The sequence below is a fragment of the Acinetobacter sp. UBA6720 genome (assembly GCF_002454215.1).
Taxonomy (GTDB): domain Bacteria; phylum Pseudomonadota; class Gammaproteobacteria; order Pseudomonadales; family Moraxellaceae; genus Acinetobacter.
Map to the genome: position 1 here is coordinate 1 of NZ_DKIK01000062.1, position 26145 is coordinate 26145.

The 26145-nt window shown below is 40.8% G+C and carries 24 protein-coding genes and 1 tRNA gene; 15 read left to right on the forward strand and 10 right to left on the reverse strand.

Going from position 1 to position 26145, the window contains the following annotated elements; translation table 11 throughout:
* The coding region (locus tag B4F08_RS04950; RefSeq protein WP_291373549.1) for an isocitrate lyase at positions 1 to 1327 on the reverse strand (1327 nt) is incomplete at its 3' end.
* A gap of 648 nt (positions 1328 to 1975) precedes the next feature.
* On the opposite strand from B4F08_RS04950, the gene B4F08_RS04955 reads away from it, so the two are divergent.
* The 4 genes from B4F08_RS04955 to B4F08_RS04970 all read left to right on the forward strand — a co-directional run bounded on the left by B4F08_RS04955 (position 1976) and on the right by B4F08_RS04970 (position 6419).
* Positions 1976 to 2965, forward strand: coding sequence for a LysR family transcriptional regulator (locus B4F08_RS04955; RefSeq protein ID WP_086208039.1), 990 nt, complete (start codon positions 1976 to 1978; stop codon positions 2963 to 2965).
* A gap of 127 nt (positions 2966 to 3092) precedes the next feature.
* Positions 3093 to 4421 (forward strand): hemolysin family protein, encoded by a 1329-nt coding sequence (locus tag B4F08_RS04960; protein WP_086208040.1) that lies wholly within the window; start codon positions 3093 to 3095, stop codon positions 4419 to 4421.
* A 243-nt stretch (positions 4422 to 4664) separates the two neighbouring features.
* Complete coding sequence (locus tag B4F08_RS04965; protein WP_086208041.1) at positions 4665 to 6005, forward strand: CitMHS family transporter; 1341 nt, start codon at positions 4665 to 4667, stop codon at positions 6003 to 6005.
* 129 nt (positions 6006 to 6134) lie between these two features.
* Positions 6135 to 6419 carry a hypothetical protein gene (locus B4F08_RS04970; RefSeq protein WP_086208042.1) on the forward strand — a complete coding sequence of 95 codons (285 nt, stop codon included), beginning with the start codon at positions 6135 to 6137 and terminating at the stop codon, positions 6417 to 6419.
* 48 nt (positions 6420 to 6467) lie between these two features.
* On the opposite strand, the gene B4F08_RS04975 is transcribed toward B4F08_RS04970, so the two are convergent.
* Positions 6468 to 6980, reverse strand: a complete 513-nt coding sequence (locus B4F08_RS04975) for a hypothetical protein (RefSeq protein WP_086208043.1) — start codon at positions 6978 to 6980, stop codon at positions 6468 to 6470.
* Positions 6981 to 7153: 173 nt separating this feature from the next.
* Between B4F08_RS04975 and B4F08_RS04980 the strand changes: the two genes are divergently transcribed.
* Complete coding sequence (locus B4F08_RS04980) at positions 7154 to 7882, forward strand: hypothetical protein (RefSeq protein WP_291373551.1); 729 nt, start codon at positions 7154 to 7156, stop codon at positions 7880 to 7882.
* Positions 7883 to 7922: 40 nt separating this feature from the next.
* Here the strand turns inward: B4F08_RS04980 and B4F08_RS04985 are convergent, their stop codons facing one another.
* The gene (locus B4F08_RS04985) at positions 7923 to 9695 is read right to left on the reverse strand and encodes an alkaline phosphatase D family protein (protein WP_291373552.1); all 1773 of its coding nucleotides are present in this window, start codon (positions 9693 to 9695) and stop codon (positions 7923 to 7925) included.
* A gap of 213 nt (positions 9696 to 9908) precedes the next feature.
* Between B4F08_RS04985 and B4F08_RS04990 the strand changes: the two genes are divergently transcribed.
* Both B4F08_RS04990 and B4F08_RS04995 read left to right on the forward strand, forming a co-directional pair.
* Positions 9909 to 9994, forward strand: a tRNA-Leu gene (locus tag B4F08_RS04990).
* 99 nt (positions 9995 to 10093) lie between these two features.
* Positions 10094 to 10462, forward strand: coding sequence for a hypothetical protein (locus B4F08_RS04995; protein WP_291373553.1), 369 nt, complete (start codon positions 10094 to 10096; stop codon positions 10460 to 10462).
* Between the two features lie 49 nt (positions 10463 to 10511).
* Here B4F08_RS04995 and B4F08_RS05000 read toward each other — a convergent pair whose 3' ends face one another.
* The 4 genes from B4F08_RS05000 to rlmE all read right to left on the reverse strand — a co-directional run bounded on the left by B4F08_RS05000 (position 10512) and on the right by rlmE (position 14643).
* Positions 10512 to 10823, reverse strand: a complete 312-nt coding sequence (locus B4F08_RS05000) for a DUF5713 family protein (protein WP_086208047.1) — start codon at positions 10821 to 10823, stop codon at positions 10512 to 10514.
* A gap of 158 nt (positions 10824 to 10981) precedes the next feature.
* Entirely contained in the window at positions 10982 to 11833 is an 852-nt protein-coding gene (gene folP / locus B4F08_RS05005) for a dihydropteroate synthase (RefSeq protein ID WP_291373555.1), read from the reverse strand.
* 135 nt (positions 11834 to 11968) lie between these two features.
* On the reverse strand, positions 11969 to 13861 hold the full coding sequence (gene ftsH / locus B4F08_RS05010) for an ATP-dependent zinc metalloprotease FtsH (RefSeq protein WP_086208049.1): 1893 nt from the start codon (positions 13859 to 13861) through the stop codon (positions 11969 to 11971).
* A 131-nt stretch (positions 13862 to 13992) separates the two neighbouring features.
* On the reverse strand, positions 13993 to 14643 hold the full coding sequence (gene rlmE / locus B4F08_RS05015) for a 23S rRNA (uridine(2552)-2'-O)-methyltransferase RlmE (protein WP_086208050.1): 651 nt from the start codon (positions 14641 to 14643) through the stop codon (positions 13993 to 13995).
* Between the two features lie 194 nt (positions 14644 to 14837).
* Here rlmE and yhbY point away from each other — a divergent pair, with 194 nt between their 5' ends.
* Entirely contained in the window at positions 14838 to 15161 is a 324-nt protein-coding gene (yhbY, locus tag B4F08_RS05020; RefSeq protein ID WP_086208051.1) for a ribosome assembly RNA-binding protein YhbY, read from the forward strand.
* 13 nt (positions 15162 to 15174) lie between these two features.
* Positions 15175 to 15714, forward strand: coding sequence for a DOMON-like domain-containing protein (locus B4F08_RS05025; RefSeq protein ID WP_086208052.1), 540 nt, complete (start codon positions 15175 to 15177; stop codon positions 15712 to 15714).
* A gap of 87 nt (positions 15715 to 15801) precedes the next feature.
* Here B4F08_RS05025 and B4F08_RS05030 read toward each other — a convergent pair whose 3' ends face one another.
* On the reverse strand, positions 15802 to 16260 hold the full coding sequence (locus B4F08_RS05030) for a hypothetical protein (RefSeq protein ID WP_119063137.1): 459 nt from the start codon (positions 16258 to 16260) through the stop codon (positions 15802 to 15804).
* Positions 16261 to 16568: 308 nt separating this feature from the next.
* Between B4F08_RS05030 and carA the strand changes: the two genes are divergently transcribed.
* The 4 genes from carA to B4F08_RS05050 all read left to right on the forward strand — a co-directional run bounded on the left by carA (position 16569) and on the right by B4F08_RS05050 (position 22473).
* Positions 16569 to 17711, forward strand: a complete 1143-nt coding sequence (gene carA / locus B4F08_RS05035) for a glutamine-hydrolyzing carbamoyl-phosphate synthase small subunit (protein ID WP_087526323.1) — start codon at positions 16569 to 16571, stop codon at positions 17709 to 17711.
* A gap of 14 nt (positions 17712 to 17725) precedes the next feature.
* Positions 17726 to 20959 carry a carbamoyl-phosphate synthase large subunit gene (carB, locus tag B4F08_RS05040; RefSeq protein WP_291373561.1) on the forward strand — a complete coding sequence of 1078 codons (3234 nt, stop codon included), beginning with the start codon at positions 17726 to 17728 and terminating at the stop codon, positions 20957 to 20959.
* Between the two features lie 93 nt (positions 20960 to 21052).
* Positions 21053 to 21529, forward strand: a complete 477-nt coding sequence (greA, locus tag B4F08_RS05045) for a transcription elongation factor GreA (protein WP_004695598.1) — start codon at positions 21053 to 21055, stop codon at positions 21527 to 21529.
* A 323-nt stretch (positions 21530 to 21852) separates the two neighbouring features.
* Positions 21853 to 22473, forward strand: a complete 621-nt coding sequence (locus tag B4F08_RS05050; RefSeq protein WP_291373563.1) for a CatB-related O-acetyltransferase — start codon at positions 21853 to 21855, stop codon at positions 22471 to 22473.
* On the opposite strand, the gene B4F08_RS05055 is transcribed toward B4F08_RS05050, so the two are convergent.
* A complete protein-coding gene (locus B4F08_RS05055; protein ID WP_291373593.1) occupies positions 22470 to 22796 on the reverse strand; it encodes a hypothetical protein in 327 nt (108 codons plus the stop codon). The two genes, B4F08_RS05050 and B4F08_RS05055, sit on opposite strands and share 4 nt — an antisense overlap.
* 295 nt (positions 22797 to 23091) lie before the next feature.
* Here B4F08_RS05055 and B4F08_RS05060 point away from each other — a divergent pair, with 295 nt between their 5' ends.
* Positions 23092 to 23532 carry a universal stress protein gene (locus B4F08_RS05060; protein WP_086208058.1) on the forward strand — a complete coding sequence of 147 codons (441 nt, stop codon included), beginning with the start codon at positions 23092 to 23094 and terminating at the stop codon, positions 23530 to 23532.
* Between the two features lie 43 nt (positions 23533 to 23575).
* Here B4F08_RS05060 and B4F08_RS05065 read toward each other — a convergent pair whose 3' ends face one another.
* Entirely contained in the window at positions 23576 to 23899 is a 324-nt protein-coding gene (locus B4F08_RS05065; RefSeq protein ID WP_119063140.1) for an MGMT family protein, read from the reverse strand.
* 172 nt (positions 23900 to 24071) lie between these two features.
* Between B4F08_RS05065 and B4F08_RS05070 the strand changes: the two genes are divergently transcribed.
* Positions 24072 to 26135 (forward strand): TonB-dependent receptor plug domain-containing protein, encoded by a 2064-nt coding sequence (locus B4F08_RS05070; protein WP_291373565.1) that lies wholly within the window; start codon positions 24072 to 24074, stop codon positions 26133 to 26135.
* The last annotated feature ends 10 nt before the right edge of the window (positions 26136 to 26145 follow it).

A 26145-nucleotide genomic window follows, 5' to 3' on the forward strand; every position in this document is an offset into this window, starting at 1 on the left:
CTTCACGAGAAGCATCTGCTTGGAATGTACGTACTTTCTCATCAGCATCAGCAGCTAATTCAGTTGCATCGTACTCAGCGCTCATTAATTTAGCACGGTCGTAAGCAGATACGTCTTTACCTTCAGCAACCCAACGGTCGTAAGCTTGTTGACGGAAGTTTAACGTCCAGTTGAATGATGGGCTGTTGTTATAAACAAGCTTAGCATTTGGAACTGTTTCACGTACACGGTTAACCATGTGAGCGATTTCTTCTACGTTTGGAGTCGCAGTTTCGATCCAAAGAAGGTCAGCACCATTTTGAAGGCTAGATACACAGTCAAGTACAACACGGTCAATTTGAGTGTCAGCACGGAACTGGTATAAACCAGAAGCTAAACGCTTAGGACGGTGTAATTTACCATCACGCTTGATCAAGATTTCATCTTCTTGAGCATCAGCGATGTCAATTTCAGTTGTGTCTAAGTAGCTGATGTATTGAGAAGCAATGTCACCTGGCTCTTTAACCACTGGGATTTTTTGAGTCAAGTCAGCGCCTTCAGAGTCAGTACGCGCAACGATGATACCATCATCAAGACCCATTTCTAAGAATGCATAACGTAATGCATGGATTTTAGCGATGAAGTCTTCGTGTGGAACTGTTACTTTACCAGCTTGGTGACCACATTGTTTCGCGTCAGATACTTGGTTTTCGATTTGAAGTGCACAAGCACCAGCTTCAATCATTTTACGAGCAAGTAAGTAAGTCGCTTCTTCGTTACCGAAACCAGCGTCGATGTCCGCAATAATTGGCACAACGTGAGTTTGGAAACCGTCGATTTGAGCAGTGATTTCAGCAGCTTTAGCAGTATCACCCGCTTCGTTTGCTTTTTTAAGCGCACGGAATAAATCGTTAAGTTCTTTCGCATCAGCTTGACGTAAGAAAGTGTAGATTTCTTCGATCAAAGCAGGTACTGAAGTTTTTTCGTGCATAGATTGGTCAGGAAGCGGACCAAATTCTGAACGAAGTGCAGCAACCATCCAACCAGAAAGGTAGATATAACGACGTTCAGTTGTACCGAAGTATTTTTTGTTCGCAATCATTTTTTGTTGTGCGATGAAACCGTGCCAGCAACCCAAAGATTGAGTGTATTTGCTAGAATCAGCATCATAAGCAGCCATATCACGACGCATAATCGCAGCTGTGTATTTAGCAATGTCTAAACCAGTTTTAAAACGGTTTTGTAATTGCATACGCGCAGCATCTTCAGGACTGATGTCTGCCCAAGTGCTACCGAATTTTGCTTTTAATTCGCGGATTGCATCAATCGCTGTTTGGTATGTAGTCATGATATTTCCTGTAATAATATTAGGATTTTCTTCAACGAATGGCTAAAATCAGACCCTCGAGCTTTTGCTTAGATTTAGAGCGCTTCGTTGCGATGAATACAGATTAGATTGGCAGAAAAAATTAATCCAATATTCTGCATTAATTTTCGGTATTTATTTAAAAAATGGGTAGATAAAAGTCGAATTATATTTTACTAATTTCAAATCAAGTATATGTTATTTATGATTTTATATAAAATATAAAATGCTTTAAATTTAAACATTAAGTTCAATATTTCTTCATTAGACTTAAGTCTCGGCAGTTCAAAAAAACAGTTTAAACTAGAAATCAATGTTTCATTTAGCTCAAATGACAAAAAACATTTGCTTGGGATAAAGTGTATTTTTCACACATTTATTCCACTAATAATAGTAATTTCAAGCCATTTTTTTTTGCCTAAATTACCATCAACCATCGTGCCTTCCCAATCTAAATATTGACCCAAATTCCAATAGATTTTCAGATTAAAAACATTCTATTTAGCGCACCTTTTAAGAAGAATTCCGAATACACTTTGATGCTTTTTTTTTCATCAGTTTCTCACACAAGCCCGATGGCTTATGGCATAATGCAAACAATTTCATGATTTTATTCTCGGTATTTTTTTTATGAATCTGGAGCGGGTTGATCTAAACCTATTAATTTACTTGGACGTACTCTTACGTGAAAAAAATGTAACCCGAGCTGCTGAACAATTGGGTGTCACCCAACCAGCTATGAGTAATATCCTACGTCGCCTTCGTAACTTATTTAACGACCCTCTCCTGATTCGCTCTTCCGAAGGGATGACTCCCACAGAACGTGCTTTAGAATTACAACCGCGCATTCGCGACGCACTTTCCGATCTTTCCATGATTTTGGAACCTCGTACCGAGTTCCGTCCTTATACCTCAAATCGCGTATTCCGTATTATGACTTCGGACTATGCTGAAGCAACTTTGGTTCCTCGTCTCGTGAAAGCGCTTCGCTCTGAAGCACCCAACGTCGTTTTAGACTTTTTAACCCCAAGTGACGTGTCCTATCGCGACATGGAACAAGGGAAAGTCGATTTAGCCATCAACCGCTTCAATGAAATTCCACAAAGCTTCCACCAAGTTCTTGTTTGGCGTGACAGTTTCTCTTGCCTACTTAACAGTAAACACCCTGCTGCTGGCAATTTGAACTTAAAAAGCTATTTAGATGCTCAACACATTTGGGTCTCTAAAACTGGTATGGGCGTTGGTTTCGGCGTCAACCCTGAAAAACAAGCTGGACTCGGCTGGATTGACCAAGCTTTGGAACGGATTGGGCAAAAGCGTAAAATTTCGGTCTTTACTCGCCACTACCAAATGCCTGCTCTACTGGCATCTAATGTCGACTTAGTTGCAACCTTACCAACACGTATTGCACGCTTACAAGCCAAGAGCCAAAGCCTACTCATCAAAGACCCTCCGTTTTACATTCCAGAGTTTGAGCTCAAGATGGCATGGTGTCCTCTACTCCATCATCATCCTGCGCACCGTTGGCTCAGACAACTCATTTTATATGTGGCACGTCAAATGATTGAGGAAGAAAATCGTGAGTTTCTGGGCAATAACTCACAATTCTCACATTATTAAGCATTCAAGTTCTAAATAATTCATTTTCATACCAATACTCAGGTATGATAGAAGGCAGTAATTTATTACTGCCTTCATTTTTTGTGTTAAAAATATTCATAATAACGATGAATCACAGGTGGATTCCGTGAGCCTTTTTCAAAACATAGTTATCATTCTAGTCCTAATTGCTGGGGCGGGTTTCTTGTCTCTGACAGAAATAGCACTAGCAGGAGCACGTAAAGTCAAGCTAAAAATCTTGGCTGAGTCTGGCGATGATCGAGCACAGAAAGTTTTGAATTTACAAGAAAATTCTGCCGACTTCTTTGCTGCTTCGCAGATTGGCTTAAATGCAGTGGCGATCTTGGGCGGTATTTTAGGTGAGGGGGCTTTTCGTCCTTATTTCATGACCTTTGTTTCTCGCTTTTATACAGGGCCATGGGCGGAAACCATTAGCTTTGCATTGTCATTTACCTTAGTCACCTCCCTGTTCATTTTGTTTGCAGACCTCATGCCAAAACGTTTGGCTATGATTGCACCTGAGAAAATTTCGATTGCGGTGATCAACCCGATTCAAGTTTTTATTAAAGTCTGTAAGCCACTTGCTTGGATTATTAACGCAGTGGCCAATTTGCTGTTCCGCCTGTTTAAGGTCAACACGACACGGGATGACAACATTACCTTTGATGACATTTCTGCGGTGATGGATGCTGGTGCACAAGCAGGAGTCCTACAAAAGCAAGAACACCATTTCATTGAAAACGTATTTGAGCTAGAAGAACGAAATGTTCCATCTAGTATGACCACTCGTGAAAATGTCATTTACTTTACGTTGAATGAACCTGAAGAAAGTATTCGCCAAAAATTAGCTCAATATCCTTATTCTAAATTTCTTGTTTGCAGTGAAAATATTGACGATGTGATTGGCTATGTCGATGCCAAAGACATTCTGGTCCGTATTCTAAATAATCAATCTTTACTGCAACTCAACGAAAGTACCATTCGTAATGTACTCACCATTCCAGACACATTAACCTTATCTGAGTTATTAGACCGTTTCCGCTCCACCAAAGAAAAGTTTGCAGTCGTGATTAACGAATATGCTTTGGTCGTAGGTGTGATTACCCTCTCAGACATTATGATTACCGTGATGGGTGACTGGGTTACACCAATTGAGGCTGAGCAACAAATTATTAAACGCGATAATAATTCATGGTTGATTGATGGCAGTACACCCATTGAAGATATTAAGCACGCACTTGAAATTGATGAAATGCCAGATGAAGAGAATTATGAAACGCTTGCAGGTTTTATGATGTACCGTCTGCGAAAAATTCCACGTCCTGCCGACACTGTTGAATATGCAGGCTTTAAGTTTGAAGTCGTGGATGTCGATCATTTTAAAATTGACCAACTCTTAGTCACACGCCTACTTGAAGAAATCAAAACATCTGAAAGTAAAAGTGATGAAGAATAAGCTACTCTTCTTTTAATAAAAAACCTTGCCTCCAGTGCAAGGTTTTTTTTTGAAATACTCAAAGCATCTTTTGAGTTATACAAATTAAGTATCTCTACCATACTTTATAGATATATATTATTTTTTAGAAAAATAGAATGGAAAACCACATTTGTTTAAGAGCATTTAAAAATTCTGTTGAATTGCATACTATCGCTATCACTTGATTAATAAACAGACTTAACACGTTCAAAGGATTGATTCATGCTGACCATATTAGGTTTAGGCATGATTATGTGCTTCATGTACTTAATCATGTCTAAACGTCTGAGCGCCCTCGTTGCCCTAACTCTAATCCCTATCATTTTCGCTTTACTTACTTATGTTTTAAGTCTTTTTGTTGATAATTTAGCTGGATTTAATATTGCCGAACTTGGCGATATGATGATGGAAGGCATTAAAAAACTTGCACCGACTGGTGTGATGTTACTTTTCGCTATCCTGTATTTTGCCATCATGATCGACACTGGGCTTTTCGATCCTTCAGTAAAATGGATTCTAAAGCAGGTTAAAGGTGATCCTTTAAAAGTGACCCTCGGTACCATTACCCTAACTTTAATTGTGTCTTTAGATGGTGATGGTTCAACCACTTACATGATCTGTGTCGCTGCAATGCTACCGCTTTATAAGCGTATTGGTATGAGCCCTTTAATCATGGCTTGTTTAATGATGCTTGCGAGCGGCATCATGAACTTAACGCCATGGGGTGGACCAACAGCGCGGGCAGCAACCGCATTACATGTCGATCCAAATGATGTCTTTGTTCCTATGATTTTGCCAATGCTCGTTGCTATTGGATGGCTATACTTCCTCGGCTTTATGTATGGTCGTATGGAACGTAAGCGTATTGGTATTGTGGAATTAGACATTAGCCATGGCGACAGTATTCAAATTTCACAAGAACCTGAAGCCAACCGCGCGCACTTAAGATGGTTCAATGCACTATTGACCTTAGTACTTATGGTCTGCCTAGTGATGGGGCTATTGCCTGCAGCAATTCTGTTCATGGTTGCACTGTGTATTGCATTAGTGGTGAACTATCCTGATTTAGACATGCAAAAGCGTTTGGTGGGTAACCACTCTGCCAGTGCCTTAGCTGTAGTCGGGATTATCTTCGCGGCAGGTATTTTTACTGGCATTCTATCTGGTACAGGTATGGTTGAAGCCATGTCTCAAGAACTGGTTGCAATTATTCCTGAAAGTATGGGACCGTATTTAGCGCCAATCACGGCGGTGATTAGTATGCCACTGACTTTCTTTATGTCGAATGATGCCTTCTATTTTGGTGTACTGCCTGTGCTCTCTGAAGCCGCTGGACACTATGGTATCAGTCCTGTGGAAATGGCACGGGCTTCGATTGTTGGTCAACCCGTACACTTACTTTCACCTTTGGTGCCATCGACTTATTTACTCTGCGGATTAGCCGGTATTAACTTTGGTGAACACCAAGAATTTACCATCAAATGGGCAATCATTACGTGTTTAGTGATGCTCGTCACTGCAGTGATCTTTGGTATTTTCCCACTCTATTCAACTCTCGGCTAAATAAACAGCATGCAATGATTCAAAGCACACCATTTTGAATCATCTTCACACATAAATACCCGATGGATCACATCGGGTATTTTTTCATTTATAATACGTTGAAATAACTATACAAATAGAGTCAAACTCATGTCTTTTTCATTGCCTGCTGTGCTGGCATGTACCTTTTTTTATTCTGCACTGTATTTAATTTATTACTATTTTTTCCAGTACAGTCACACCTTACTGATTGTTGCTGCTGTTGTTTTACTGATTTTGGCATGGCGTATCACACCTTATGCTTATGAACGTGGACAACGAAGCTTTAACGATACTCTATCTTTTGGACAATATTTTTGGAATCCACTCATCACATGGTGGCGACTTTTTATTTGGCCTATCAGCCTACTATTGGCGTGGATTTTCAACTCCTAAATACTAGTCGATAAAAAAGCACCCGAAGGTGCTTTTAATCCTGCGATCTTAACGACCATATAATTCAAGTAATTGATCTAAAGTCGCTTGATAATGAATGGTAATATCTTCAGCTAAGATTTTATAGGCACTGTCAAACTGAACCATTGGCCAGCCTTCTTTCCAAAATGGGAAGATGTTGTGTAAATCATGGGTCACGGTTGCATCTTCACGTACAATCGCCTGCGCAACTTGTGACAAGACTTGTGCTGTTTCCGCGCCATCAATTGCCATGTAGTCGATACCACGCACTTTTAAAATGCGAATACGGTCTTTCTTGTAGCGAATTTTTTTGGCTTGGGCATCATTAAGACCCAATGCCAAAGCCACAGCCTCAACAAACTTACTTTCAAAAGATTGGTTCAAAGCCACAATCGCAAGTTTATGTGCTTCTTGACGACCAGCTTTCCCCCCTTTACGGATCTCTTCTTTTGCCTCTGTATCAAGCACATCGTCTTTCATAGACTGCAAAATGTCTAAAATTTCGATATCACTTAAAGATTCAGGAGATTGATCAGTCATGAACTGCCCTTAGACAAAAAAATTGAATCGTCTATTTTCGCATAATTTGGCATGAAAAAATTAAATTCTTCATCATTTCATACTGAATATTCTGATTATCGTATTTTTTTGCACGATAACGACGCAAATCCTCTATAGTAAAGGCTATTTTTTCATACGTTCTTTTTTTGACGATGCAATCTAAACAAGTCCAACTGTTACTGCAACAATTAGAGACCCTTTACCCTGCTGCATTTAAGCGCAATTTTTTATTGTATAGCCAAATCAAAACACGTGGTATTTTGGATGACTGGCGGGAACTCGTTCCTTGGGTCTTGGCGGTGATGATTTTTATTCCGATCAGCCTTATTTTACAAAATTTTTTCTCAAATCATCTGGAAAAGTTGGATGCATTTCAAAGTCTGAGCTATGCCATTATTAGTATTTTATTGGTACTAATGTGGGTGCTACCCTTTGTCATTAAACAAATTAAACACTCATCGCACTCGCTCTATCAACTGTTACGTCACGCACCAATCAAGCTTGCAGTTGTAATTCTCTTGAGTGGGCTGAATTTAATGTTCACTGAAAGCAGTTTGCTGATGTGGATCTTGTTTTATTTTGGCGTTAACTTTGGTTTTGTCCGCTTCTATAAAGAAAATTTATTTCGTGACCATAGCCAGTCGCTTGAGCATTATCAACTACAACAACTTAGACGCATCTGTTTTTGGGCCTACAAGCAAACGGTCAAATCGCGCCTTAAATTACGTCTAATTTCGAGTCAATCTAGCCATTACCAAGCCAGAAAAATACAATTGGGACATGAAGCAGATTTATATGTAAAACTTCTCAAGTATGAACAGGCTTATTGCAAACAGATCAAACATCTCGATCTGGATAGTTATATTGATGAAAAATTATAAAAAAACCGAGCAATGATGCTCGGTTTTTTATGGACAGCATTTATGCCGTTTGCTTTAAACTGCCGACTGGCAATAAGCTTGGATCCAGTATCACTTGATATGATCGTGTTTCATCTACGCTGTATTCTTTTTGCTTAATGGTATCAACAAATATCCAATCTGCCTGTACTTGCTCAGCAGTAAAACTGACTTTCAAATAGCCACGCTGATTTAAATTGCAATAATTCAGCTCATCAATCAAGGTTGTAAAAGCAAACTCAAACTCTTTGAGTTGTTGCATCGGAATAGACAAATACTTTTCCATACCGGGCGAGGAAACTGAGCTTGTCGCCAACTCCACGCCTACAAACTGCCCTGTTAAATCATGTAAGTTCGATGCCCATGCATTATGTGTATCACCAGCCAAGACCACAACCTTTTTATTCAAATACTGCAGTGTGCCGTACAGCGTCTCGCGTTCAACTGCATAACCATCCCACGCATCTAAATTGTAAGGAACCACAGTCTTAATACGAGACAACTGCTCTACCGTTAAAGAAGGGTCATTATTTAAGTAACGCAGTTTTATTTCGACCAATTCTTTAATCAGTTGATTCACCTGCACTAAAACTTCTGGAGTTACCGCACCACTACTGATTGCACTGAGCACTTGTAACATTTCGGCTGGAATGAGCATTTTGCTCATCAACACCTGCTGACCCAAAACTTGCCATGTGGCTTTTGAGCTCGCAAGTTGCTGTGTTAACCATGCGCGTTGATTCAACCCGAGTAACGTTCGATTTGGGTCTTGCATATCTGTAGTAAAGCGTACAGCATCCAAACCCGATGCGGTTAAATAGTCCGCATAATCTAACTGTTTACTCCGCGCCAAGATGCGCGTATCCAACATATTCAACTGCACCAAATTACCAAAGTTAAACTGGCGATAAATATTTAAATGATCTTTTTCAGAAAGCGGACGGATCGGCATCCATTCAAAATACGCAGCCAGTGCGGCAAATTTACGTTCTGCAAAATCACCTTCTGTGTCTGACTGATGGTTCTCAGCACCATCTTTCCATGTATCATTGGCTAACTCATGGTCATCCCATACCACAATAAACGGATGGCGTTGATGTGCAGCTTGTAAGTCTAGATCTAAGCGATATAAGGCATAACGTTTACGATAGTCATCTAAGTGAATAATTTCTAAGTTGTTATCATCCGCCAGCGCACGTCCCATCGCTACTGCTTCTTCTGTTGCGTAGCCCCCCATACCATACTCATAGATGTAATCTCCCAAATGAATGACAACATCCACATCCTGTTTTGACATTTCTTTATAAATATGGAAATAACCCGCTGGATAGTTTGAACATGAACAAACTGCAAATTGAACGGCTTGCACCTCATCTGCTAAAGTCTTGGTTTGTCCGATCATCGAATAATTTGAAGCATATTTAAAACGATAGAAATAACTTTGCCCTGCAACTAAGCCAGTGGCATCGACTTTCACGGTAAAATCCTGCGTGGCAGTGGTCAGTACCTTCCCAGTTGCTACAATTTGTTTAAAGTCCGTGTCCTTTGCTACTTCCCACTGTACTTCTAAACGTGCACTAGTATCGCTAGGCGTCAAACGAGTCCAAATGATGACCTGCGTTTGCAAGGGGTCTCCACTTGCCACCCCATGTAAAAACTGTGCTTGAGTTGTCGGCTGTGTGTCGGAGTCTGAACCATCTCCTCCACATGCAGTCAGTGAAATCGGTAAAGATAACGCTCCAAATCCAGCCAAAGTTTTTTGAATCAGTTCTCGGCGGTTCATTTTTTTTGTCATGTGGATAGCCTAAAGACGATATGGACTTGAAATTTATGCGAAAAAGATGACATGCATATCTCAAGTCGATGACATTTTTATGAAGCCTGAACGAGTGCAGTACAGATGATTGTGCTAGTTTTTAAACATAAACTGCTGAATTGATTGAAAAGAAAGCAAATAAGCACAAATAGACTTGCCAATATTTATTTCCTCCTCTATTATTGCGCTCATGCCCGAGTGGTGAAATCGGTAGACACAGGGGATTTAAAATCCCCCGCCCACAAAGCGTGCCAGTTCGAGTCTGGCCTCGGGCACCATTCTTAAAACAATTAAGATGGTGCAATAAAAGAACCCAGCATAATGCTGGTTTTTTTATACCTATAATTTATAAATCAAAATCACTAAACCACAACAATATGAAAAAAATTCTAAGCTTTATTGCTTTAATCCTGAGCCTTTCAAACATCACTCACGCAGAAACAAAGACCTCAGAGACAAATACTGAAAAATTTTATGATCTGTTCGCAGGGACCATCATTGAAAAAGACCAACAGCTTTACTTACATGCGTGTAAGTCTGTAGATGCAGAGTTTAAATTAAGTTTTAACCATACACGTGATGAACAACACATACGCACACTCATAAAAACTTATCCAAAGTTTTGGCTGAATCTCAGTGCAAATGCTGAAATGATTAAAGATCAATATGTGATGACGGTTGATGCAATTGAAAATGAGCACCTAAATCAAAGCTGTCATCTAAGTGACCTTTTAGATGAACTTTAAACCTTTCGTTCATCCAGTCTATCTCACGAACATAAGAATAGAGAGTGATTCACCACTCTCTATTGACCACCAACTCTTCCATTTCAATATCCATATAACCTGCACCTTGCACCACCATCATCATGGCTTCTGCAATAAAGTCTGCAGCAGTATCATCCAAAGATGAATCCAGATCTTCAAAATGGGGCTTCATTTCATTTATTTCAGCGACAGTTGCATTGGCATATTGATAAATATCATCTTCAGACTTTGCTTTCACAATTTTCTTGGCAAAAGCTTCAACATGTTGTTTCACTTCGGCAACAAGAATATCTGGATAGTATTCATCATCAAACATAGGGAGAAGTAAATCTGCAAACATACAGGCACTCAAAACGAGAAACTTAAAAAACGAGTCTGTATAACATAAACCAAACAAATCACCAAATAAAAAAGCAGAACCCCAAGATCCTGCTTGTTTAAATAAATGCTTCAGGTCAACTACGCTAATAGCTCAAGCTATCATTACTGCATTTTCCGCTAAGCTAAGTTCATTGCATTCCAAACTTTAATCGCATCGCTCATCGCTTTGACATCATGGGCACGTACCATAGACGCACCTTGTTGAATACTCATTAAATGTCCTGCTACAGAACCCACAGCTCGTTGCCTTGCATCAGCCCCACCTAAAGCTTCACCTATAAAGCGTTTTCGTGACAATGCGGACAAAATAGGATAACCCAGTTGGTTCAGTTGATGAAATTCTTTTAAAAGTTTAAGGTTCTGCTTTGCGTTTTTAGCAAAGCCAAAACCGGGATCAATCATAATATTTTCTGGCCGCACCCCTGCTTTTAAGGCATCATCCACACGTAGGGAAAGCTCTGTTATTACATCTTGAGTAACATTATCATAGTGATCTAAGCCATTCATGGTGGTCGGCTCACCACGCATATGCATAATAATTACAGGAATATTCAGTTCAGCAGCAGTCTCTAATGCCTTCGGGCGTGTCAAAGCTCGGACATCGTTCCAAATATGCGCACCAGCGGCAACAGCAGCTCGAATCACCTCAGGTTGAGAAGTATCAATCGAAATAACCACATCAAGTTCAGCCAAGGCTTCCACCACTGGAACAACACGACGAATTTCTTCCTCGACCTCAACCACAGATGCACCTGGACGTGTGGACTCGCCCCCTACATCAATCACCGTTGCTCCATCTGCAATCATTTGCTTCGCATGTGCAATCGCCTGCACTTCACCATTATGTTGTCCACCATCACTAAACGAGTCTGGCGTCACATTCAGAATACCCATCACCTGCGGTACCGACAAATCGAGTGATAGTTCACCACAATGTAGGATTTTCTTTGGTAAAGCCATCAATTGCATCTAATTTACTCCAGTTCAACTAGGATTATCTTAACGCGTGTAGCAGAGCTGTGTGCTTATTTTTCTTTAAAACATAAAAAAATATGCACAATAAAAAACCACCCGAAGGTGGTCCTTTATTTCAAGAGTTAAATCTTAAGTTGCTGATGGCAACGGTGGTGGTGTGCTTGGACCATCTGTTGGTGTTACATCAATCACAGGATTTTCTGCAACATACACTTTCGGTGGTTGTGGCTCACGGCCTTCCATAATGTCACGAATTTGCTCGCGATCAATCGTTTCCCATTCCATCAAGGCTTTCACCATCGCATGCGCGATATCTTTGTTATTTTCCAAGATGTCACGTGCAACACGGTATTGCTCATCAATGATACGGCGGACTTCAGCATCAACCTGCTGTTGAGTTGCTTCAGAAATGGTACGGCTACCAATACTACCCATGAATGATTGCTGAGAATCATCTTCATACACCATTACACCAAGTTTGTCAGACATACCGTACTTAGTGACCATCGCACGTGCCATTTTAGTTGCACGTTCAAAGTCGTTTGAAGCACCTGTCGACATTTGGTTGATAAAGATTTCTTCGGCAATACGACCACCAAACAAAATTGAAAGTTCATTCAACATTTTGTCTTTATAGTGGCTGGTTTGATCATGTTCAGGCAACTGCCATGTTACACCCAACGCCCAACCACGTGGCATAATGGTCACTTTATGCACAGGATCTGTGCCCGGTAGAATTTCAGCTACAATCGCATGACCCGCTTCATGGTACGCTGTTGCACGACGTTCTTCTTCACGAATCACCATCGACTTACGTTCAGGACCCATATACAACTTGTCTTTTGCATCTTCAAAATCATGCATATCGACAGTGTTCTTGTTACGACGTGCAGCAAAAAGTGCAGCTTCGTTCACAAGGTTTGCCAATTGCGCACCTGAGAAGCCCGGTGTACCACGTGCCAGTACTTGTACATCGACACCAGTCACTGAAGGCAATTTCTTCATGTGAACATTTAAGATTTGCTCACGACCCTTAATGTCTGGTAGACCGACCATAACTTGACGGTCAAAACGACCTGGACGAAGTAAAGCTTTATCTAGTACGTCTGCACGGTTTGTTGCAGCAATGACGATAATCCCTTCATTGCCTTCAAAGCCATCCATTTCAACCAACATTTGGTTCAAGGTTTGCTCACGCTCATCGTGACCACCACCTGTACCTGAACCACGGTGACGACCCACAGCATCAATCTCATCAATAAAGATGATACAAGGCGCATGGCGCTTCGCTTGTTCAAACATGTCACGAACACGAGACGCACCCACACCCACGAACATTTCAACAAAGTCAGAACCTGAAATACTAAAGAATGGCACTTTCGCTTCGCCTGCAATTGCTTTTGCAAGTAAAGTTTTACCTGTACCCGGTGGACCCACCATCAATACGCCCTTAGGAATTGTTGCACCTAAACGTTTAAATTTTGATGGATCTTTTAAGAAATCAACAATTTCAACAACTTCTTGTTTTGCTTCGTCACAACCAGCCACATCGGTAAATGTGACTTTAATTTGGTCTTCTGCCAACATTTTAGCTTTCGACTTACCAAAACTCATTGGACCGTTTTTACCACCAGCTCCGCCACCCATGTTGCGCATAAAGAACATGAATAACAAAATGATTAAAAGTACTGGGAAGCTTGCGATCAAAAGTTGCATCAATAAACCTTGGCGTTGTGGTGCTGTACCTTCAACGACAACGTTGTTTTTAATCAGATTAGGCATAAGCTCTGGGTCTTGAACCGCAGGACGAATACTTTCAAACTCTGAACCATTTGATTTTTGGCCATGAATTCGTTCGCCATCAATTGTCACTTGCTTAATTTGACCAGCATTCACCGCAGCAACAAACTCTGAATAATTCATTGCTGTCGGCTTTTCATTGCTACTGACGTTACTGAAAATAAGGATCAGTACACCCAGTATCACTAGCCACAATATGGCATTCTTGAAGAGATCGCTCAAAGCTTTATTCCCATATCAATCTAATTTGATCATGCCCTAGCGGGTGACCTTAAAGTTTCTGCTGAAGATCAGCTTCGCAAAATATAAAAAGGTACAAAATGCACAATTTTTAACGACTTGGCAAGTAAACTTTATTTGAAAGCCTTCTTACGGCCTTGTCCGACTAAGAATACTTCCTTCGATCGGGCACGTGATGCAGCAGGTTTTGCTGTTTTTAACACATCAAAGTTATCGACTACTTGCTTACGGAATTCGTCAAAGCCTGTACCTTGGAATACCTTTACAACAAATTGACCATTTGGACCGAGCACTTTCGTTGCAAAATCGATAGCTAGCTCACATAGGTAAATTTGGCGCGGTTGATCAACAGCCTTATTACCTGATGTATTGGGGGCCATATCTGAAATTACAACGTCTACTTTACGTCCATCTAAAATATTTAACAATTTATCGAATACTTCTTGTTCGCGAAAGTCACCTTGTAAGAAGGTCACATCTGGCAGAGCATCCATTTCCAAAATATCTGATGCAACCACCAATCCTTTATCACCGACCAATCTCCCTGCAATTTGAGACCAACTTCCAGGTGCTGCACCCAAATCAACCACGGTCATGCCCGGACGAATAATGTTATATTTTTCTTGAATTTCAAGTAACTTATAAGCTGCACGCGCACGATAACCTTCCTTTTGCGCTTTTTTCACAAAATGGTCATCGAGATGCTCTCTCATCCACGCACGGCTACTTTTGGATAACTTTTGGTTGGTAATGCGTGTTGCCATATCTCTCTAAAACATTAAAATTTCTTAAAGTTAATTGTACGTTAAATTCTCTAGGCTTGCAGTATACATCTGTATCCAAATCTTGGGTTTTAGATGTTTTTTTCTATTATCTAAATCGATTATTTCCACAGAATATAAAGCGTTTAATTGCGCAGTTTGTTATACTAAGCCGTTTTTAAAATTAGGTTATCTTTATGGCGACTTTATCCATTCAGGAACGCAAGCGTTTGCGTCAAATCGGACATGCTTTAAACCCTGTGGTAATGCTTGGCGGTTCAGGTCTGACTGAAAATGTCGTTGAAGAAATTTTACGCGCTTTAAATGACCACGAATTGATTAAAGTCAAAATCGCGGGCGAAGACCGTGAAGAACGTGCTGCAATCATTGCAGAAATTGCATCTACTACGGGTGCAGAAGTAGTACAAACAATTGGTAAAATTGCATTGCTTTACAAAAAAGCGGCGAAACAAAATGCCAAATTGTCTAACTTAGTTCGTTTCGCACACGCAGCAAAATAGTTGTAATTTTTTTATGGCAAGTTACGAACTCAGTGCATTTGATCGTCGTTTTCAAGCAATTTCGCTTGTCGGTGCGATCGAACAACAAAGCCCGTATACCCTCAATATCGGCTTTTGGCTACGCGACCCTAATGTGTACATGCACTGGCCCGAAGTCGTGAATTCAAATCCTCGTCAAGACTTTTTATGGGAAAACACCTGTTTTGAAGTCTTTATCGGGGTAAAAGGCGAAGACTACTATCGCGAGATTAATCTCTCCCCTTCTCAAGCTTGGCAAGCCTATCAGTTTGAGGAATATCGTTATCCTGAAGATATGCCGCCACAGGTCGCTTACGATATTGAACTCAATCAATTGAAGCGCACACACTATGGTTTAAATGTCAGTATTGATCTGACTGAGTTTATGTTGCAACACAAACTGAAATGGGCTGACCTATATCTAGGCTTATCTGCAGTGTTGAATACCTCACAAGGTGAACAGTTCTATGCCATGCAGCATAGCGGTCAACAAGCCGACTTTCACAACAAACGTGATTGGCTACATCAGTTCTAAGCTATACACAAACTAAGCATATAAAAAAGTGAGGCATTGACCTCACTTTTTTATGGATATATTTCAATTCAAGTCAGCACAAAACCATTATTTACTTGAAACTTTATTCCAAGCCTCAAGCGTATGTTCTTTAGAGCGCTTAAAGGTTTCTGTTAACTGATCTTTATGCTTCACCGAAATTTCACTGACATCACCTTTTAGCTCTTTGCCCAGTTTAGTTAAATCATCTAAAACTGCAGTAAACTCAGTTTTTACAAACTCTTTTAGTTCTGAGATATCTTTTTGAGAATTTGCCAACTGCCCTTTAATGGTTTCTAAACGCTGCAACAAATCTTGTTTAAACTGACGCAATTGTTCTTGCACACTGGCATTCAACTGCTTTGCTTCTGCCTCAAGCTTTTCTTTACTCTCAACTACAGCTTCAGTGACTTGCTCTGATGCTTCTTTTGCCACTTGCTCTAGCTTTTCAGTGCTTTCTGCAACGACTTCTTTCAGCGCAGGCTTTGGTTTAGCTACTCTTTTTGGTTCAGCTTTTGGTTCAGTCATGATTTTATTCCTGTTGTTATATAGACAGTGACAGCTTAGCGTGATTTGATAAAATTTAGATTTTGATTTGTCAGACAATTATTTGTTGTTACATTTTCCTCACAAAACTTTAAAAACAGCTTTCGCCTCAAAATACAAGTCTTTTATATTATTTATTCCTTGTTATTGGCATGGACTTTAATAGTGCGGTTGCGTATAATGCCGTGTTAAGTTCAAGCGAGCAGACATAGGGAGGGTAGGTTTTTAGATAGCCTTCCTTTTTTTTCGTCTACTCGCTTTTTTACAGCCTAAATTTCAGGAGCTTTGGTTTGAGCACCCCAGCAATTTTAGCCCTTGCCGATGGTACGATCTTTAAAGGAACGTCTATTGGTGCATCGGGTAGTACGACTGGTGAAGTCGTTTTCAACACTGCCATGACTGGCTATCAAGAAATTTTGACTGACCCAAGTTATGCACAACAACTTGTGACTCTAACTTACCCACACATCGGTAACACAGGTTGTAATGATGAAGACGCTGAGTCAGGTCGAATTCATAAAGTATGGGCCAATGGATTGATCATTCGTGACCTACCTTTATTGCATAGCAACTTCCGATCAACGCAATCTTTAGGCGAATACTTAAAAGAACATAATGTCGTTGCGATTGCGGATATTGATACACGCAAATTGACTCGTATTCTACGTGACAAAGGCGCACAAAATGGTTGCATCCTTGCTGGTGAAAATATTACTGAAGAACAAGCTTTAGAAAAAGCTCGTGCCTTTGGTGGTTTAAATGGTTTAGACCTAGCGAAAGAATGCTGTGACCCAACAGGCTTCGAATGGACCGAAGGTTCTTGGGTTTTAGGCAAAGGCTTTACACAACCTGAACTTAAATTCCATGTTGTTGCATACGACTACGGTGTCAAAACCAACATCTTACGTATGCTTGCTGACCGCGGTTGTAAACTCACTGTGGTACCTGCACAAACTCCTGCTGCTGACGTACTTGCGTTGAATCCAGATGGCGTGTTCTTATCGAACGGCCCTGGCGATCCAGCTGCATGTGACTACGCAATTGAAGCTGTAAAAACAATTGTAGAAGACGCTCGCAACCTACCAGTCTTTGGTATTTGCTTAGGTCACCAAATTCTTGCACTCGCTTCTGGCGCTAAAACGGTGAAAATGCCGCACGGTCACCACGGTGCTAACCATCCAGTACAAAACATCGAAGATGGTACGGTGATGATTACTTCTCAAAACCACGGCTTCGCAGTGGATGCAGAAACACTTCCTGCAAACTTAAAAGCTACGCACAAGTCTTTGTTCGATCAAACTCTTCAAGGGATTCATCGTACAGACAAGCCAGCGTTCAGCTTCCAAGGTCACCCTGAAGCAAGCCCTGGTCCGCATGACTGCGCACCATTGTTCGATCATTTCATCGAACTTATCGAAGCATCTAAGAAGTAATTAAGGAAGCGATCATGGCTAAACGTACAGACATTAAAAGCATCTTAATTATTGGTGCAGGTCCGATTGTCATCGGACAGGCATGTGAGTTTGACTACTCAGGTGCGCAAGCGTGTAAAGCCCTTCGTGAAGAAGGTTACCGTGTTATTTTGGTGAACTCTAACCCAGCGACCATTATGACTGACCCTACAATGGCAGACGCAACGTATATCGAGCCAATCACTTGGCAGACTGTTGCGCAAATCATTGAAAAAGAGCGTCCAGATGCTGTCCTTCCAACAATGGGTGGTCAAACAGCATTAAACTGTGCGCTTGCACTTGATGCCAACGGTATTTTAGAAAAATACAATGTTGAATTGATTGGCGCGACCAAAGAAGCGATTGAAAAAGCTGAAGACCGTAAACTGTTTGATGAAGCAATGCGTAAAATTGGTCTTGAATGTCCAAAAGCTGCGATTGCTGAAAACATGGAAGAAGCTTTAGAGATTCAAGCGCGCTTCGGCTTCCCTGTCATTATCCGTCCGTCATTCACGATGGGTGGTTCAGGCGGTGGTATCGCATATAACCGTGAAGAATTCCTTGAAATCTGTGAACGCGGTTTCGACCTTTCACCAACTAAACAATTATTGATTGATGAATCTTTAATTGGTTGGAAAGAATACGAGATGGAAGTTGTTCGTGACAAAAACGACAACTGTATCATCGTTTGTTCAATTGAAAACTTTGACCCAATGGGCGTGCATACAGGTGACTCAATCACTGTTGCACCTGCGCAAACATTGACAGATAAAGAATATCAATTGATGCGTAATGCGTCTTTAGCAGTTCTTCGTGAAATTGGTGTGGAAACGGGTGGTTCTAACGTTCAGTTCGGTATTTGCCCGAATACTGGCCGTATGGTGATCATCGAGATGAACCCACGTGTATCACGTTCATCTGCTCTTGCATCAAAAGCAACAGGTTTCCCGATTGCAAAAATCGCTGCGAAGCTGGCTGTTGGTTATACCCTTGATGAATTGAAAAATGACATCACAGGTGGTACTACTCCTGCGTCATTCGAACCTGCCATTGACTACGTGGTAACTAAAGTTCCACGTTTCAACTTTGAAAAATTCCCACAAGCAGACGCGACTTTAACGACACAGATGAAATCTGTGGGTGAAGTCATGGCAATTGGTCGTAACTTCCAAGAGTCTGTAAACAAAGCACTTCGTGGTCTTGAAGTGGGTGTTTCTGGTTTTGACGAAAAAATCGAAGTGGGTGCTGAAGGCGCACGCGAAAAGATTCTTCAAGAGCTTAAAGTTCCGGGTCCTGAGCGTATTTGGTATGTAGCTGATGCTTTCCGTCACGGTTTTAGCTTAGACGATGTTTTTGAAGCAACCAAAATTGACCGTTGGTTCTTAATCCAAATCGAAGACATCATCAAAACTGAAAATGAAATCAAAACCCTAGGTTTTGGTGATTTGAATGCGAATAACATTCGTTCGTTCAAACGTAAAGGTTTATCTGACCTTCGCATCGCGAACTTAATGGGTATTTCACAAAAACAATTCCGTAAGCACCGTTGGAACTTGGGCGTGACTCCAGTTTACAAACGTGTGGATACTTGTGCAGCAGAGTTTGAATCTGACACTGCATACATGTATTCAACTTACGATGAAGAATGTGAATCAAACCCATCTGACAAAGATAAGATCATGGTGATCGGTGGTGGTCCTAACCGTATTGGTCAAGGTATCGAATTCGATTACTGCTGTGTACACGCAGCGCTTGCAATGCGTGAAGATGGCTACGAGACCATCATGGTGAACTGTAACCCTGAAACAGTTTCAACGGATTACGACACATCTGATCGTTTGTACTTCGAACCAATCACTTTGGAAGATGTACTTGAAATCGTACGTACTGAAAAGCCAAAAGGCATTATCGTTCAGTATGGTGGTCAGACTCCGCTTAAATTGGCTCGTGCTTTGGAAGAAGCGGGTGCGCCAATTATTGGTACATCACCAGATGCGATTGACCGTGCAGAAGACCGTGAACGTTTCCAACAAATGATTCAACGTCTTCAACTTCGTCAGCCAAACAACAGCATCGTAAAATCTGCTGAAGAAGGTATGGCTGAAGCATCGAAAGTAGGCTACCCACTTGTGGTACGTCCTTCTTATGTACTCGGTGGTCGTGCGATGGAAATCGTATACAACGACGAAGAGCTTAAACGCTACTTACGTGATGCAGTTCAAGCATCAAATGAAGCGCCTGTTCTTCTTGACCGTTTCTTAGATGATGCGATCGAAGTTGACGTAGACTGTGTATCTGACGGTAAAGACGTTGTGATTGGCGGCATTATGCAGCACATTGAACAAGCAGGGATTCACTCAGGTGACTCAGCATGTTCGATTCCTCCATATTCGCTATCAGTTGAAATCCAAGACGAAATGCGTCGTCAAACTGTTGCTATGGCGAAAGAGCTTGGCGTGGTTGGTCTGATGAACGTACAGTTTGCTGTGAAAGGCGAAGACGTTTACATCCTAGAAGTGAACCCACGTGCGTCGCGTACTGTACCATTCGTTTCTAAATGTATCGGTGAGTCTTTAGCGAAAGTTGCTGCACGTTGTATGGCGGGTCAGTCTTTAGAATCTCAAGGATTCACAAAAGAAATCATCCCGACTCACTTCTCTGTAAAAGAAGCGGTGTTCCCATTCAACAAATTCCCAGGTGTTGACCCTATTCTTGGCCCTGAGATGAAATCTACAGGCGAAGTCATGGGTGTAGGTAAAACATTTGGTGAAGCCTTCTACAAAGCTGTGTTAGGCTCGAATGAACGCGTACCGGGTCTTCCTACAGAAGGCGAAGTAAAGCATGCATTTATCTCTGTGCGTGACTCAGACAAGCCTCGTGCTGTTGGTATTGCGAAAAAATTAGTAGACTTTGGTTTCAAAGTACTTGCAACTGGCGGTACTTACGAGTTTATTAAAGCTGCTGGTATTGAGTGTGAACGTGTAAATAAAGTCACTGAAGGTCGTCCTAATATCGTGGACCGCTTGAAAAATGGCGAAGTTCACCTCATTATCAATACAACTGAAGGCAAACAAGCTCAACAAGATTCGTTCTCGATTCGTCGTTCAGCGCTTCAAGCGAAAGTGTATAACACAACGACCTTGAACGGTGCTGATGCTGTATGCCAAGCTTTTGCGATTCAATTGCCAATGGATGTATACCGTTTGCAAGATTTACAAACTGTAGGTTAATTCGTTTACCGAGAAGTCCCGTCACCTCTCGGTGGCGGGCTTTTTTCATTTATAAACCTATATTTTTTACACTCACAGACTTGAGGGACAACAATGCAACGTTATCCTATGACTCCCCAAGGCAAGTTAGCCTTAGAGAAAGAATTACATCAATTAAAAAGTATTGAACGTCCACGTATTATTGCGGCAATTGCTGAAGCACGTGAGCACGGGGATTTAAAAGAAAATGCGGAATACCATGCTGCCCGTGAGCAACAAGGTTTCTGTGAAGGTCGTGTTCAAGACATCGAAGGCAAATTGGGTGCAGCTCAAGTGATTGATGTCAAAGAACTTGAACAAAACGGTCGTGTAGTTTTTGGGGTGACAGTCACTATCGAAAACTTAGATACCGAAGAACAAAAGACCTATATGATCGTGGGTGATGACGAAGCTGATTTTAAAATCAATAAAATTTCAGTGAACTCTCCTATCGCACGTGGCCTTTTGGGCAAAAGCGAAGGCGACGAAGTAAAAATTCAAACACCTCAAGGTGAAGTTGAATACGAAATTGTAAAAGTTGCATATATCTAAGTTTCTTTGATATTTACGGCTGTAAGAACCCCTCGATTGAGGGGTTTTTTGTTTTTATATTTCCCAAAATACCTCTCCTTTATCCTCTTATTATGGCAAGGGAAATTTCATTACAAAAATGCGATGGGTTTAAGATATACAAACCTGCCTACCAAAACCCAAAATTTAATTCACCATGGATACTCCTTCCATCTAAAGAATACGGTTAGGATGAGGTACATCAAACAAGAGAGTGTTAGATTTAAAGCATTCATTCCCCTCTCTTTTTCAAAGCAAGACTTTTATTTGTTATAATTCCCTACACCCTGCAATGTTATCATTCTATGTCTGAACCTTTGATCAATTCTCCTGTCAAACACTGGTGTGAGTTTGAGTTCATCTCTAAAACGGTGAAGAATCCGAATATTCACATTAAAGGGAATTATTCTTACTACTCAGCGTATTGGGATCAGGGTTTTGAACGTTGTGTCGTGCGTTATTTACATGATAAGCCTTCAACCATAGATAAACCGATTGATCAGCTCTATATCGGCAATTTCGTTTGTTTTGGTGCAGAATGCGTCATTATGATGGGCGGTAACCAACTGCATCGTACTGACTGGATTTCAGCTTTTCCCTTTGATACGCGTAGTTTTGTTCCCGCAGGTAATACCATCATTGGCGATGGATGCTGGATTGGCTCTCGTGCCATGATTATGCAAGGTGTGAAATTAGGTGAAGGTGCTGTAGTAGCAACAGGTGCTGTCGTGACCAAAGATGTTCCACCCTATGCTGTTGTGGGTGGAGTACCTGCCAAGATTATTAAATATCGCTTTCCCGAAGCAGACATCGAAAAACTGCTTGCACTGAAGCTCTATGACCTAGATGAAAAGCAGTTTTTAAAGATGCGTGAGCAGTTACAGACGGATGATATTAACGCTATAACCAATTTTATAGAAAGTTAAAGTCCTCTTTTAATATAATTTTCCCAATTTTTTATAAAATTATTTGAATGATCAAAATCACAGATTGAGACATTTCTTAAAAAAACACTCAGTTGATATTCTGAGTCATTACTGTTTCTAGCAACATTATAAGCATTCAGTAGCTGATCTATAAACGTATTTTCTATATTCAGATCATGATTCAAAATTAACTGCAAACGACCAACATAATTCGTCAGTTGAACACCCAAACGCTTACGATCCCAAAGATCACCCTCCCAAGCAGTTTCAACATTCTCTAAATTTGTCCGTTGCCAATTCAATTGATTTGTATCTGTCATCATATTTATAAATATAGTAAGTTATTCATAAATATAAGCTATTTTTTAGACAAAGCCTATGTTTCCTAAACGCTACATTTACATTCAACTTTAGTGTTAAATTGATTATTATTCACGCGCTTTTATGCTAATTTAGAAGTGAAAAATTAGCATTTCATATACAAATATCCGTATGAAATTACTAGGTTTTATTCTTTAAAAAATACAGCTAATATCAAGGTATGGGCTGTATTTGAACAGTGATACATTAGAACAGCAGTTTGTACATAATCAGAGTGGATAATAAGGAGAAACAACAATGGCTTACCAAAACATTTTAGTCCCAGTAGACGGTTCCGAAACTTCATATGCAGCAGTTGCGCAAGCGGCTGAACTTGCAAAAGCATTTGGCGGTAAAATTACAGTCGTTCAGGTGCTTGCACTTGACCCTTATATTGCGGCTGAATATATTTCTGCAACTCAAACCAATGACTTAATTGAACGTGCGCGTACTTCAGTTTTAAAAACATTAGAGGAAGCAGCAGCTAAATTTAGTGATCTCGATATTCCTGTTGAAGCAAAACTACTTGAAGGTCAGGTGATTCACCGTGAAATTATCAGAGAAGCTGAAACATCTAAGGCAGATTTGATTGTGATCGGCTCTCATGGTCGTACAGGTTTAAAGCGTTTATTCCTAGGTAGCGTTGCGCAAAGTGTTTTAGGTGAAGCGCACATTCCTGTTTTAGTTGTTCGTCAGTAATATATCAAATGCTCTACTTCCACGGAGGTAGAGCATGTCTATTTTAAATATTCCATTGAAACTCTTTCATTTTCACTTTATCCCCAATCACTAAAATACCCTCTGCCATAAGTAACTGTGCTTGAATATTCTGTCCCTGATCATTGAGTTTACTTAGGCTAATTTTCCCTTGTGAGTTAATGACCCGATACCAAGGCAAACTACTGTCTGCATCCATATGTTTCAGCACATAGCCCACCAAACGTGCATGTTTTGGGATGCCCGCTAAGCGTGCAATTTGTCCATAACTCGCTACACGACCATACGGAATTTGGGCAATCACTTGAAAAATCATGGGTGCCAATTCTTTAACTATCGCCTCCGCCATGCAGACCCATCCTTTTTTTGACGACTAAAAATAACTCACCATAAAGTCACGAATAACAATTTTCTAAAAATTCGCGTGCAACTATAATTATTTTAGAAAAAGTTGCATTTTTCTACATAATTTTACACTACGCTACATACAAAATAATTTGATTTTTCTTTGGGGTATTTTAATGGGACATCCGTTCTACTATGGAAAGCTGAGCATACTTAGCTCTACATTACTCAGTATCAGTTCATCCATATTTGCACTTGATACAAGTGTTCCCCCTGATAATGAATCGACCCCAAAAGTTTTACCCACACTCTCTTTTAAAGCGGATGAAGAGCCACAAAAGCAAAAAGATGATGATATTAGTGCTGTAGCCAAAACAGTCATTACCCGAGATGAAATGCTGCAATATGGCGATCAATCGGTCATGGATGCTTTACGCCGCTCTGCAGGTTTTCAGCTTCCAACACCTGGGCAAGATCCTCGCGGTGGTGGTGGTGCTTCTGGAATGCGTTTTCGCGGTGGTGCTGGTCCCACATTTCTAATTAATGGTGAGCCAGTACAAGGGGGGCCTCGTGGTGGGATGTCTATTATTGATACCCTTACCCCTGAAATGATTGAACGCATTGAAGTGGTTAAGCAACCAAGTGTTGCCCAAGCTTCCGTTGCATCATCAGCCGTGATCAATATTATTCTAAAAGAACCTCTGAATAATCGCTTAAGTGGTTCAGTCAAAGTCGGTTATGGCAAGTATGAAAGCTCTGAAAAACAATCTAAGAGTGAGCAGAAAATCAGTGTCCAAGCCGATGGCCGTGACAATGCTTGGTCATATAGTGTTGCTGCAAATCAAATGTGGGTTGATAATACGTCGCTTACTAAAACTGCAACTGCAACTGAAACGCGAGAGCAATTACGTACTCTTAACCGTACCATGCAGATGTTTATGCCACGTTTGGAATATGAGCTTGATGATCAACAAAAATTGATTGCTGAATTATCCTATCGCAACATGAAAATAGAAGGTTCTTCTACCAATCAAACTCAAGATGATAAAAATGATAGCATTCGTTTAAACACACGTTATGAGCGTAAAGACAAAGATCTCAGCGATAAAATCAAATTATCTGCTGAACGCCAAACCGAAACTCAACTCACACGCTCACCTCAAAATACCATTTATACCGATGAAACCATTCATGAATATGGTTTAGCTTATGATGGTATGCGTAAATTAGACCCAGATCGTCAAATTAAATTTGGTACTGACCTACGTAGTAATAATCTAGAGAGCAATGTCAGCGAAAGCTTAGATGAACAACGCTATGCTCTATATGCAGAAGGAAGTTGGCGTTTTACAGATCGTCAAACTGTGACTTTGGGTGCGCGCCAAGAATGGTTAAAACGCTCAGGTTTAGTCAATTATCAAGATCAACATTTGAGTCCTGTACTGGCTTACCGTTTTGACCTGACTGAGCAATGGTCGATCCAAACCAATCTCAGCCAAGCGTTTAACACTCCAAAGACTGAACGCCTTGTTTCGAATGTGACTGTTTCTACAGATAGTGATGCGGGTTCATTAAACAACCCTGATCGCGGTGGCAATCCAAACTTAAAACCAGAAAAAATCCGTGCTGCCGAATCAACACTGGCTTATGACTCAGCAAGTGGTGGTGTTAGCTTAACGGCGTATCACCGTAAAATTAAAGACTATATCGAGAAAGTGATTGCACTTGAAGGCGCTCGCTATGTTGAACGTCCACAAAACAAAAATGAAGCAACAACGTATGGAGTTGAACTTTCTGGGCGTTATGCGTTGAAACAAACGGATGCGGGTCATTCATTTATGCTGAATGGGCAAGTGTCAACCATCCGTGCCAAAGTCGAAGATGAGCAACACAATCAACGTTTAGTGAGTGATGTTGCTCCCTACAATGCAAGCGCAGGTTTATCTTATAACTTTAAGCCTTGGCAACTTTCTACCAGTATCAATGTGAGCTATACACCTGAATTTACGCGTGGTTTAGATGGTCAACCTTATGATCGAACCACCAATGAACGCTTTGGTGTAGATCTGAGTGCAACTAAACGCTTTACTCATGGTTGGGCAGCAAGTTTGAATCTGAACAATGTATTAAGCACGGATTATAAAGAACGATTGACCAATCAGTCTGACGGCAGTTTATATCAAGCAAGAACCAACCAAGGCATGCCTAGTTTCCAATTCTCTCTAGAGAAGAAGTTCTAAATTTCTCTGC